We start from the raw sequence: 11,681 nt of genomic DNA, 5'->3' as shown, positions 1-11,681 counted from the left end.
TGCTCCGCGCCCCAACGTCGCCCCGACGCCCCAACGTCGCCCCGACGGGCATTCGAGCGCGTGCGGCGGGGGAGAATGGAACCCATGACCGATCGCAATGACGAGTTGTTCGCGCGCGCCCGCACCGTGATCCCCGGCGGGGTCAACTCCCCCGTCCGGGCGTACGGATCGGTGGGTGGGGCGCCGCGGTTCCTCGCGTCGGCGCGCGGTGCGTATGTGACGGATGCCGGGGGCCGCGAGTTCGTCGATCTCGTCGCATCGTGGGGCCCGGCGCTGCTCGGTCACGCGCATCCCGCCGTCGTCGAGGCGGTTCGTGAGGCCGCGACCCGTGGGCTGTCGTTCGGCGCCCCGACCGAGGGAGAGGTGGAACTGGCCGACCTGATCGCCCACCGCGTCTCGGTGGGCGAGGATCGCCCCGTCGAGAAGGTGCGCCTGGTCTCCACAGGCACGGAGGCCACGATGACGGCCATTCGCCTGGCCCGCGGCTACACGGGCCGCGACCTCCTCATCAAGTTCTCCGGCCACTATCACGGCCACTCGGACGGGCTGCTCGCCGCCGCGGGATCGGGCCTTGCCACCCTCGGCCTTCCCGGCTCCGCGGGAGTGCCCGCCCCGGTCGCGGCGCAGACCCTCGTGGTGCCCTACAACGACCTCGGCGCCGTGCGCGAGGTGTTCGCGGTGCACGGCGACCGGATCGCCGCGATCATCGTCGAGGCCGCCGCCGCCAATATGGGCGTCGTCGCCCCGTTGCCGGGCTACAACGCCGCCCTCGCCGACATCGCCCACGAGCACGGGGCCCTGCTCATCATCGATGAGGTGCTGACCGGCTTCCGGGTGCACCCCGCCGGCTACTGGGGCCTCCAGGCCGAAGCCGGTGAGCGGTACACCCCCGATCTGTTCACCTTCGGCAAGGTCGTCGGAGGGGGCATGCCGCTCGCGGCGCTCGGTGGGCGGGCCGATGTGATGGACCGCCTCGCCCCGCTCGGACCCGTCTACCAGGCGGGCACCCTCTCGGGCAATCCACTCTCCGTCGCGGCGGGTCTTGCGACACTTCGTCACGCCGACACCGGGGTGTACGCGCGGGTCGACGCGGCAGCATCCACCGTGGCCACTGCTCTCGGCGAGGCCCTCTCGGCCGCCGGCGTCGAGCACGTCGTGCCGCGGGCCGGCAGCCTCTTCGGTGTCGCCTTCGCCGCGGTCGCGCCGCTCGACAACGACGGCGTGCAGGCGCAGCAGGCATGGCGCTATCCGGCGTTCTTCCACGCGATGCTCGATGCCGGCGTCTCGCTGCCGCCGAGCGTCTTCGAGGCGTGGTTCCTCACCGCGGCGCACGATGACGAGGCCCTGGAGCGCGTGCTCGGCGCCCTGCCCGCCGCCGCGCACGCGTCCGCCGCCGCAACCCCGCCCGCAGCATGAGCCGTCGGATCGTGGTGCTCGCCGGCGGCGTCGGTGGGGCGAAGTTCTCTGTCGGGCTGCGGGGCCTGCTGCGCGCCGCCGAACCCGATGCGCGCATCACGATCATCGCCAACACGGGCGATGACATCTGGATGACCGGGGTGCGGCTGCAGCCCGACATCGACTCGCTGCTCTACGCCCTCGCCGGTGTCAACGACGCCCAGCGCGGGTGGGGTCGGGCGGGCGAGAGCGAGCGGGTCGCCGAGGAACTGCACGCGTGGGGGGCCGGGTGGCCGTGGTTCACGCTCGGCGACCTCGACCTGGGAACCCATCTCGCGCGCACCGGCTGGCTGCGCGAGGGCATCGGCGCCGCCGAGGTCGCCCGCAGGCTGAGCGCGCGCTGGCCGCTCGGCGCGGAGATCCTGCCGATGACCGAGGCGGAGGTCGACACGATCGTCACGGTGCGCGAGGGTGCACAGGTGCGCGAGATGCACTTCCAGGAGTGGTGGACGCGCCATCGCGCGGCGCTCGAGCCCGTCCGCTTCGACAACCCCGGGATCGCGGCCGCGCCGCCCGCACCGGGTGTCGCCGAGGCGATCGCGCAGGCCGATGTCGTGCTCGTCGCCCCCTCGAACCCCGTGGTCTCGATCGGTCCGATCCTGGCCGTGCCCGGCATCCACGAGGCCCTGCGCGCCACCTCGGCCGCGGTCGTCGGGGTGTCGCCGATCATCGGGGGCTCGGCTGTGCGCGGTATGGCCGAGGTCTGCCTGCGGGCGGTCGGCGTGGAGTGTTCGGCGTCGGGCGTCGCCGGCATGCACGGGGCCCGCTCGGTCGGCGGGGTGCTGGATGGGTGGCTCATCGCCGAGGAGGACGCGGAGCTCGCACCCGCGGTCGAGGCCCTCGGCATCCGTTCGCGTGTCGTGCCGCTGTGGATGTCGGATGCCGACACCTCCGCGCGGCTCGCGGCCGACGCCCTCGCGCTCGCCGCGGATCTCGCGCGCTGACGCCCGCCGCGCCGCGCTGCACTCGCTGACGCCGCGCCGCGCTGCCCGCCCATCCCCCGCGGCACACGTCCCGGGTCTGTCGCGGCCGCTGCGGGGCCGAACCCACATTTTTGCAGCGAGCCACCACGGGACGAATGGTGGCTCGCTGCAAAAATGTGGGTTCGCATGCGGACCGCTGGCGCGGGCCGCGGGCGGCCGTCAGGCCGCGGCAGCCCGGGCGAGCAGCCCCGCGGTGTGCTCGCCCAGCCCGAACTCCGCCGCTCGGGCGAGGTGTGCGGCGGTGTCCACGTCGCGGCGCAGCGTCGACTGATGATCGATCGGCAGCGCGGCGCATCCGAGCGCGAGGTGCCGGGCGTACGAGTCCGCACCGAATGCCGTCGCCAGATCGACGCCGACCGATGCGGTGACGAGGGTCGATCCTGTGCCCTCGGCATCCGCCACCACACCCCGCGAGCGCGCGGCGGCGAGGGTCAGCGCCTCGTCGAGATCGGAGGGTCGCAGCGCCGGGAGATCGCCCAGCAGCACGGCACGCGGCCGCGCCGGATCGATGGATGCCGCACCGCGTTCGATCGCGCCGGCAAGGCCCCGCGCACCTTCTTCGGCGACGACCCGCACTCGCGGCAGCGCCTCGACACCGCGGGTGAGCGGCGCGTCGTCGGTCACGACGACGACGTCGGCGACCCGCGTCGCTGCAGCCGCCGCGCGCACCGTGTCGATCGCGATCGCGCGCACCAGCTCGACGCGGTCGATCGAGCCGGCACCCAGCAGCGACACATCGAGCCGCGATTTGCCCAGCAGCGCGGGCTTGACCGGAACGACGATCGACCAGGCCGCGCGGCGCGCGGTCGTCATGCGCCGATCCGGGCCCGCAGCCGGGGCAGCACCTCCGCGCCGTAGCGGCGCAGGAAGCCCTCCTGGTCGTGGCCGGGGTCGTGGAACACCAAGTGCCGGAAGCCCAGGTCGAGGTAGCGCTCGATCGCGGCGACGTGCTCCTCGACGTCGTCCGAGACGATGAAGCGGGATGCTGCTCGCTCGATCGGCAGCTCGCCCGCGAGCCGCTGCATCTCGATCGGATCATCGACCCCCATCTTCTCCTCCGGCGACAGCGCGAGCGGGGCCCAGAAGCGGGTGTTCTCGAGGGCCTGCGCGCGATCGGGGTGCAACGAGACCTTGACCTCGATGAGCGTGTCGATGTCGTCGCGCGTGCGTCCGGCTTTGCCCAGACCCTCATCGAGCGCGGGCAGCAGGGTCTCGGTGTACAGCTCGGGCTTCTTGCCGCTGGTCGTGATGTAGCCGTCCGCGATGCGGCCGGCGAGGCGCGTGGCGGCGGGCCCGGAGGCGCCGATGTAGATCGGCACGGGGTTCTGGGGCCGGTCGTAGATCGTCGCGTTCGCGGTGGAGTAGTAGGTGCCGTCGAACGTCACGCGATCCTCCGTCCACAGCTTCTGCATGAGGGTGATCGCCTCCTTCATGCGCTGGAACCGCTCCGGCGGGTCGGGCCAGTCGAGCCCGAGCGTCACCTCGTTGAGGGCCTCGCCGGTGCCGACGCCCAGGATGACGCGGTCGGGGTAGAGCGAGCCGAGGGTCGCGAACGCCTGCGCGACCACTCCCGGGTGATAGCGGAAGGTCGGAGTGAGCACCGACGTGCCCATCAGGATGCGCGAGGTGCGCGAGCCGAGGGCGCCGAGCCACGGGATCGCCGCCGGGGCATGGCCGCCGTCGTGCATCCACGGCTGCATGTGGTCGGAGACGAAGACGGAGTCGAAGCCCATCTCCTCGGCGAGCACCGAGAACTCGAGCAGGTCCCGCGGGGTGAACTGCTCGGCCGAGGCCTTGTATCCGAAGCGGATGGGCACGCTCATGATGCTCCTTCCAGAAGCCCCGACGGGGCGGGTTCGAAGTCGTCGGCGCCGATGCGCGCCAGACGGTCGCGGAACGCCTGCACGGTGCCGGGCCACAGCAGTGTGAGCCGGCCGCTGCGTTCGTCGACGTACCAGTTGCTGCAGCCGTCGGCGACCCAGGGGGTGCCGGCGCTGCGGCTCTCGATCTCGCGCGTGTAGGCGCGCTCTGCCTCGGGGCGCACCCGCACGGGGGCGTCGCCGCGGGCCGCGAGGCGGCGCACGACGAATCCCGCCTGCTCCTCGGCCATCAGGACTGCGGAGTTGTGTCCGAGCGAGGCGTTGGGGCCGTTCAGCACGTAGAGATCGGGAAAGCCGGTGACAAGCGTCGAGCCGAGAGATGTCATCCCGCCCGACCAGTGCTCGGCGAGGGTCAGGCCGCGCTCGCCCTCGACGAGGTCGGCGTAGGGCTGCCGGGTGGTCTCGAATCCCGTCGCGAGCACGAGCGCGTCGGCCTCGTAGGCCGCACCGCGGGCGGCGACGAGCGTGCGCCCCTCGACGCTGACGAGGGCCGAGGCCTCGAGCGTGACCGCGCCCGACGTGAGCGCGGGGTAGAAGTCGTCGGAGAGCAGCACGCGCTTGCAGCCGAACGGGTAGCGCGGGGTGAGCGCATCGCGCAGCGCGCGGTCGGGAACCTGCGCGGCCAGGTGTGCGAGGGCCGCGGCGCGGGCGCGGGAGGCGGCCTCGGCATCGCCCGAACGAGAGGCGAAGCGGGCCTCTCCCTCGATCAGCAGGTCTTCGCGGAGCCGAGCGAGGGCGTCGGGATCGCCGGCGAGCGACCCGTGCTCTGCGGGGCCGTAGGCGGCTCCGCCGCGGGGGAGGATCCAGGCCGGCGTGCGCTGGAACAGTGTCACGCGCGCGCCCCGGCGCACGAGTTCGGGCACGAGCTGCACGGCGCTGGCGCCGGTGCCGACGACGGCGATGCGCCGCCCGGCCAGCGGCATGTCGTGATCCCAGCGTGCCGTGTGCACGACGGGGCCGGGGAACGAGGCGAGGCCCGGCAGATCGGGCAGGCGCGGCTGGGTGAGGCGACCGCAGGCGAGCACGAGCGATTGCGCCTCGAGCGTGCGGGGTCGGCGCGCGCGCGTTCCGTCGCCGCCGATCTCGATGCGCCAGGCGTCGCCGGTCCAGCGGGCGCAGCGCAGCGGGGAGCGGAACTCGATGCGCTCGTGCAGCCCGGTCGCCTGCGCGACCGCGCGCAGGTACTCCTGGATCTCGCCGCCCGGGGCGAAAGTGTGCGACCAGTGCGCGCGCGGATGCTCGGCGAAGCGATAGAGATGCGCGGGCACGTCGCACGCGATGCCGGGGTAGGTGTTGTCGCGCCACGTGCCGCCGACCTCCTCGGCGCGCTCGAGCACGGTGTAGGATCCGTGGCCCGCCCGCTGCAGGGCGAGGGCCATACCGAGGCCGGCGAAGCCCGCCCCGACGATCGCGACGTCGACGTCGGTCATGACGACCCGCCCGCCCGCACGGGCTCGCGGTAGTCGGTCGTCCGCACCCGCAGCGGACGGAAGAGACCGCCGCTGATCCGCGCCGCCCGCTCCAGGGTCATCTCGCGCCCGTACTCGACACCGACCCGCGGCAGCACTCGGCCATCGCGCAGCGTGCCGCCGAGATCGTCTGCGCCCGAGCGCAGCAGAGTCTGCACGGTGTTGTCATCGAGGCGCGGCCACGGCACCTGCACGTGCGGGATCGTCCCCGACAGCATCAGCCGCGCGACCGCGAACATCGCGCGATGCTCGTCGATCGCCGGGCGTCCGGGAACGAGGGCGACACCGTGCCCCGGCAGGGGGATCGGCACGATCTCGGTGAAACCGCCGGTCTCGGTCTGGATCGCCATCAGCCGACGCAGGTGCGCGACTCGTTCGGCAGCCGTCTCGACGTGGCCGTAGAACAGCACGGATGTCGAGCGGAACCCCGCGCGGTGCGCGGCCGTGATCACCTCGACCCAGCGCGGGGTGGCCAGGTCGTCGGGCGCGACCAGGGGGCGCACCCGCTCGCTGAGGATCTTCACGCCCGTGCCCGGCACGGTGTGCACTCCCGCCTCCCGCATCGCCGCCAGGGCGTCGTCGAGACCCATCCCGGTGCGCCGGGCGAGATCGTCGATGTCGGCGGGGCGGAACGCGTGCAGATGGATGCCGGGCCCGGCGTCGCGGATCGTCCGGGCGATCTCGAGCGCGGCATCCGGGGCCTCGCGCGGGTCGACCAGGCCCTGCACGCAGAGCTCGCTCACGCCGAGGTCGCGTGCGTCGCGGACGATCCCGGTGAGATCGCGCAGGTCGAAGGTGTCGGGCTCGCCGGCGGGCCTCGCGCGATAGGCGCTCGAGGACACGTTGCGGTTGTCGACGATGCTCACCGCCTCTCCCGCCGTGAACCGCCGGAGTTGGTCGGCCGTCTCGGCCAGCGCGTCGAGCGCCGTGCCCGTCGCCTCGAGCAGCGCCACCCATTCGGCGTCGTCGAGGGCCGCGGGATCGTCGGCGGCGCGCGAGACCAGGTCGGCCGTTCGGCTCGCGGGGTCACCGCGGCCCGCGCGAGGGGCGCGGCGTGTGGCTGTCGAGGCGGGCGCGTCCTCGGCCGCGAGCCCCGAATCGGGATCGGCGAGAGCGAGGGTCGCGGGGATGATCTCGGGATCGAGCCAGAGGGCGGCATCCCGGATGTACTCGGGGTGGGCGGTCAGGCGTTCGCGCAGGACGAACCCCAGGTCGGCCGTGCGTGCGGTGAGGTCGTCGAGGTGCGGCCAGGGGCGCTCGGGATTGACGTGGTCGGCGGTGAGGGGGGAGACGCCACCCCAGTCGTCGGCTCCCGCGCGGACGAGGAGCTCGAACTCCGCCGGGTCGGAGAGATTGGGCGGCACCTGGATGCGCATGTCGGGCCCGAGCACCAGTCGTGCGACGGCGATCGCCGCGGCGTATTCGCGCAGATCGGCGTCGGGTGCGCCCTGCATGGCGGTGCGGGGCTTGGCGCGGAAGTTCTGCACGATGACCTCTTGCACGTGCCCGTGCCGCTCGTGTGCGTCGCGGATGGCGATGAGCGACTCGGCACGATCCCGCAGGGTCTCGCCGATGCCGACGAGGATGCCGGTGGTGAAGGGCACGCGGGCGGTGCCGGCGTCGTCGATCACCCGCAGTCTCACGTCGGGATCCTTGTCTGGGGAGCCGAAGTGCACCTGCCCCGGCTCCTCGAAGAGGCGGCGCGAGGTCGTCTCGAGCATCATGCCCATCGAGGGTGCCGTGGGGCGCAGAGCGCGCAGCTCGTCGAGGGTCATCACCCCGGGATTGAGGTGCGGGAGCAGGCCGGTCTCGCGACGCACGAGCCGGGCCATCGCGGCGACGTAGTCCAGCGTCGAGGCGTAGCCGTGGGCATCGAGCCAGGTGCGGGCCTCGGGCCACCGCTGCTCGGGGCGGTCGCCGAGCGTGAACAGCGCCTCCTTGCAGCCGAGGGCGGCGCCCCGCCGCGCCACGGTCAGCACCTGCTCCGCGCTCATGTAGAGCGGCTTGTGGGCCCGCAGCAGCTGCCCGGGGGTGTCGACGAAGACGCAGTAGTGGCAGCGGTCCCGGCAGAGCGTCGTGACCGGGAGGAACACCTTCCGCGAATAGGTCAGCACCCCGGGGCGCCCGGCCCGGCGCAGTCCCTCGTCGCGGACGGCTGCCGCCGCGTCGAGCAGTGCATCGAACTCGTCGCCCGCGGCGGTCAGCAGTGCCTCCGCGTCGGCCGCGTCGAGGCGGCGCGTTGCGAGGGATTCCATCGCTCCATCCTCTCACCGCACGGTCATGTCTGACGCGTATGTGACGACCGTCAGATATGCGTCACAGAAATGTCATGGCGGGGAAACGCCCCCGACACCTCGTCCGCTCGCTCCGTCGGCATCGAGCGCATCGCCGCGGCGTAGCCCTCGGCATACGCCTCGGCGGCGCCCTGGCGGAACATGTCCTTCTCCGGAGGGCGGACGATCGAGCGCGCGCCCGGCAGATCCAGATCGCCCACAAGGTCCGCGCGTCCCCGCACCACCGCGACGGGCCGCCCCGAGGTCTTGCCCTTGACCAGATCGGTCGCGGCGGCGAGTTCGTCGGCGACGCACGGCTGGGTGACCACGAGGGCCCGCCCCTGTGCGTCGACGCCGCCGCGCAGGTCTTCGAACACGTGCACCCCCGCCGCCCCGATCGCGCTGTCGGTCTGCCCCTCGCGCCACGCGCGGCCGAGGGTGTCCGAGATCAGCACGCCCACGGTGACGCCGCGAGCGGAGCGCAGCCCCTCCGCCAGGCGGCGGGCGGACGCATCCGGGTCTTCGGGAAGCAGGAGGACGGTGCCCTCGGGTGTGTTGCTGGCATCGACGCCCGCCGCGGCGGACACGATCCCCAGGTGATTCTCGACGATGCGGGTGGTGTGCTCGCCGTGCGTGCGTGCGGCGACAAGGCGCACCGTCTCGGCGGTGATCGCGTGCTCGCGGTCGGTCGCCTCGACGAAGCGTCCCTCCGCCTTCGACACGATCTTGGACGTGACCACGAGGATGTCGCCATCGCGCAGATCGGGCCCGGCGGCGTCCGCGATGAGGGCGACGAGATCGGCACCCGCCGCGATCTCGGGGATGCCCTCGAGGGCCCAGACCTGCAGCACGTGTCGACTCTACGGGGCGGTGGGGGATCGTTGCCGCACTGTGAGGAAATCGAACAGTGCGCCAGGGCGGGCGCTGGCAGACTGGAGTCATGGTGACCCTGCTGCTCGATTCGGAACGGCTCGAGGTCGCCCTCTCACCGGCCGAGCGGGCGCTTTCGAGGCATCGCGGCAACGTCTACGTCGACCGCGCCCACATCGCGAAGGTCATGCTGACCGACGACGCGTGGATCTGGCTGCGGGGGGTGCCGAGCCCCGGAACCGCCGTACCGAGCGTGCTGGCGATGGGCACCTGGACCTCCGGCACGGGTCAGGATTTTGCCGTCATCCGCGGTCGGCGGCCGAGCGTCGTGATCGACCTCGAGGGTCACGAGAGCTTCGAGCGCATCGTGCTCACGACGCGACACGGAATGCAGCTGATCCAGGCGCTGCGGCTGGACGGCGCCGAGGTGGCCGAGGACGTCGCCGACATCGCGAAGCCGAAGCCGAAGCCGGCCAAGGCCAAGACCCGACCCACGTCGCGACCCGCGGCGCAGGCGGGCTGAACGGCGCCGAAGTCCGGAGCGGAGCCGACGTGCTGAACAGCGCCGACGTGCTGAACGGCTGCGACGTGCTGAACAGCGGCGCGAGCGCTTAGGTGACGTCGCGCGACCAGCTCACGATGTGGCCGATCAGCAGCAGCACGAGGGCGTAGCCCAGCAGCACGAGACCGCCGCCCCACCACTCGAGCTGAGCGCCCCCGGCGCCGCCCATGACGGAGTAGATGCTCGCGCCCACGAGCGCATCGCTCGCGGCGCCGGGCAGATACTGGCCGGCTGCCTCGAGGCCGTCGACGAACCCCGCCGCGAGGCGCAGCAGCGGTTCGACGAACTGCGTGAACGCCAGCACGATGACGATCGCGACGACCTGGTTGCGCACGAGCGTGCCGACCCCGATGCCGACCATCGCCCACAGCGCGAAGGCGATCAGGGTGCGGCCGATCAGCGCCCAGGTGTCGGGGGAGTCGAGGCCGGTGTCGAGACCGAACCCGGCGAGGAAGGCCGCGGCGGGGCCGACGGTGGACACGACCGCAAGCGCCCCGAACATCAGCCCGATCAGCCCGCCGACCGCCAGCTTCGCCCAGAGGACGAGCCCGCGACGGGGGACGGCGAGGAAGGTGGGCGTCAGGGTCTGGTGACGGAACTCTCCGGTGATCATGAGCGTGCCCACCAGCAGCGGGAAGACGTACCCGAACGACGCGCCGAGGCTGTAGAGGAGGGTGGGCAGTCCCTCGGGCGGAACCTGGGGCGCGGTGTCGCCGCCAGGAAGGCCCCCGGTGGCCGAGGCGGCGAGGATGAAGCCCATGCCTGCGGCGGTGCTTCCGACATAGACGACGAGAACGAGGGCGAGGATCCACCAGGTGGCCGTCGAGAACACCTTGACGGACTCGGATCGTGTCGCGGCCATGAGGCTCATCGGCGGTCCCCTTCCTCGTCGATGGCGACTTCGATCACGCCCGTCGAGGCGACCGTGAAGCCGGGCGCGGAGGGTTCGTCGGCGTCGCCACCCGGGTCCCCCTCGCCGGGTGCCTCCTCGCTGGGGACCTCGATGTCGGGGTCCTCCGCGACCAGGGGTGGGTCGGCTTCGGCCGCGAGGGCCTCTTCGACCTCGGCGTCGTGCGCGGGGTCGGTGCCCTCGGCGAGCGCGGACGCGGGGATGTCGGCGGCGGCCGGATCGGCAGCATCCACCGGTCCTGCATCTTCCACCGGAGCGGCGTCGCCGTCCCCGGGGGGTGTGGCATCCGCGGTCCCGCCCTCGAGCTGAAGGGGAGCGGAGAAGATCGGCGGCCCTCCAGCGCTCGGATGCACGCGCTCGCCGCTGACGAGTTCGAGGAAGACCTGTTCGAGCCCGGGGCCTCGCCTCTGCAGGGCCGACAGAGCGACGCCTGCGTCGAGCGCGATCCGGCCGATTTCGACGGGGTCGCCGCCGCGCACCGTGAGTCCCGAGCGGAGCACCTCGACGACGAGACCGGCGTCGGTGAGTGCGCGCGAGAGCGCCGCGCGGTCGGGGGAGTCGACGACGGCGGCCTGCTCGGCGGGATCGGCGAGCTCGTCGAGCGCGCCCTGGAAGACCAGGCGCCCCTGCGAGATGATCAGCAGCCGGTCGGCGGTCTGCTGCACCTCGGCGAGCAGATGCGACGAGATGAGCACCGTGCGCCCCTGCCGGGCGAGCGCGCGCAGCAGGCCGCGCATCCAGATGATGCCCTCCGGGTCGAGGCCGTTGGAGGGCTCGTCGAGCACGAGCACGCCGGGGTCGCCGAGCAGCGCGAATGCGAGGCCGAGGCGCTGGCGCATGCCGAGCGAGTATCCGCCGACCTTGCGCCCGGCGACATCGCCCAGTCCCACGGCGCCGAGGGCCTCGTCGACGCGGGCGCGGGGGAGCCCCGCGGCCTGGGCGTAGACCCGGAGGTGGCCCGCGGCCGTGCGGCCGGGGTGGAAGCTCGCGGCCTCGAGGGCGGCGCCGACGGTGCGCAGCGGAGTCGGCAGCTCGGCATAGGCCTTGCCGCCGATGGTTGCGCGCCCGCTCGTGGGACGCACGAGGCCGAGGAGCATGCGCAGGGTCGTCGTCTTTCCGGCTCCGTTGGGGCCGAGGAAGCCCGTGACGACCCCGGGTTCGACCCGCGCAGTGAAGTCCTGGACCGCCGTGACAGCACCGAAGCTCTTGGTGATGCCGGTGAATTCCAGCAGGTCGCCGTCGGGCATGCCGAACCTCTCGTCTGCGGGCGTTGTCCCCT

General features: G+C 72.9%; 10 protein-coding genes. 3 read left to right on the top strand and 7 right to left on the bottom strand.

Going from position 1 to position 11,681, the window contains the following annotated elements:
- Positions 1-84: 84 nt before the first annotated feature.
- Both hemL and cofD read left to right on the top strand, forming a co-directional pair.
- Complete coding sequence (hemL, locus tag AB2L57_RS16360) at positions 85-1,416, top strand: glutamate-1-semialdehyde 2,1-aminomutase (RefSeq protein ID WP_292810173.1); 1,332 nt, start codon at positions 85-87, stop codon at positions 1,414-1,416.
- Positions 1,413-2,399, top strand: coding sequence for a 2-phospho-L-lactate transferase (gene cofD / locus AB2L57_RS16355; RefSeq protein ID WP_292810175.1), 987 nt, complete (start codon positions 1,413-1,415; stop codon positions 2,397-2,399). Before hemL ends, cofD begins: the two co-directional genes overlap by 4 nt.
- Positions 2,400-2,597: 198 nt before the next feature.
- Here cofD and cofC read toward each other — a convergent pair whose 3' ends face one another.
- From cofC to AB2L57_RS16330, 5 genes are read right to left on the bottom strand one after another with little or no spacing between them, the layout of a single operon-like run.
- Complete coding sequence (gene cofC, locus AB2L57_RS16350; RefSeq protein ID WP_292810177.1) at positions 2,598-3,251, bottom strand: 2-phospho-L-lactate guanylyltransferase; 654 nt, start codon at positions 3,249-3,251, stop codon at positions 2,598-2,600.
- Positions 3,248-4,261 (bottom strand): glucose-6-phosphate dehydrogenase (coenzyme-F420), encoded by a 1,014-nt coding sequence (gene fgd, locus AB2L57_RS16345; RefSeq protein ID WP_292810179.1) that lies wholly within the window; start codon positions 4,259-4,261, stop codon positions 3,248-3,250. The genes cofC and fgd overlap by 4 nt, the downstream gene beginning before the upstream one ends.
- On the bottom strand, positions 4,258-5,748 hold the full coding sequence (locus tag AB2L57_RS16340; RefSeq protein ID WP_409047585.1) for a flavin-containing monooxygenase: 1,491 nt from the start codon (positions 5,746-5,748) through the stop codon (positions 4,258-4,260). Before AB2L57_RS16340 ends, fgd begins: the two co-directional genes overlap by 4 nt.
- Positions 5,745-8,042, bottom strand: coding sequence for a 7,8-didemethyl-8-hydroxy-5-deazariboflavin synthase CofG (gene cofG / locus AB2L57_RS16335; RefSeq protein ID WP_409047584.1), 2,298 nt, complete (start codon positions 8,040-8,042; stop codon positions 5,745-5,747). Before cofG ends, AB2L57_RS16340 begins: the two co-directional genes overlap by 4 nt.
- A 50-nt stretch (positions 8,043-8,092) precedes the next feature.
- Entirely contained in the window at positions 8,093-8,911 is an 819-nt protein-coding gene (locus tag AB2L57_RS16330) for a coenzyme F420-0:L-glutamate ligase (protein ID WP_292810187.1), read from the bottom strand.
- An 89-nt stretch (positions 8,912-9,000) separates the two neighbouring features.
- On the opposite strand from AB2L57_RS16330, the gene AB2L57_RS16325 reads away from it, so the two are divergent.
- The gene (locus tag AB2L57_RS16325) at positions 9,001-9,453 is read left to right on the top strand and encodes a hypothetical protein (protein WP_409047583.1); all 453 of its coding nucleotides are present in this window, start codon (positions 9,001-9,003) and stop codon (positions 9,451-9,453) included.
- Between the two features lie 88 nt (positions 9,454-9,541).
- On the opposite strand, the gene AB2L57_RS16320 is transcribed toward AB2L57_RS16325, so the two are convergent.
- Positions 9,542-10,363: an ABC transporter permease gene (locus AB2L57_RS16320; RefSeq protein ID WP_292812373.1), complete on the bottom strand. Its 822-nt coding sequence runs from the start codon at positions 10,361-10,363 to the stop codon at positions 9,542-9,544.
- Positions 10,360-11,649, bottom strand: coding sequence for an ABC transporter ATP-binding protein (locus tag AB2L57_RS16315; RefSeq protein ID WP_292812371.1), 1,290 nt, complete (start codon positions 11,647-11,649; stop codon positions 10,360-10,362). Before AB2L57_RS16315 ends, AB2L57_RS16320 begins: the two co-directional genes overlap by 4 nt.
- Positions 11,650-11,681: the final 32 nt, after the last annotated feature.

It is taken from the genome of Microbacterium sp. HA-8 (assembly GCF_046111165.1).
Lineage (GTDB): Bacteria > Actinomycetota > Actinomycetes > Actinomycetales > Microbacteriaceae > Microbacterium.
This window is presented reverse-complemented; position numbering and strand designations above follow the sequence as displayed.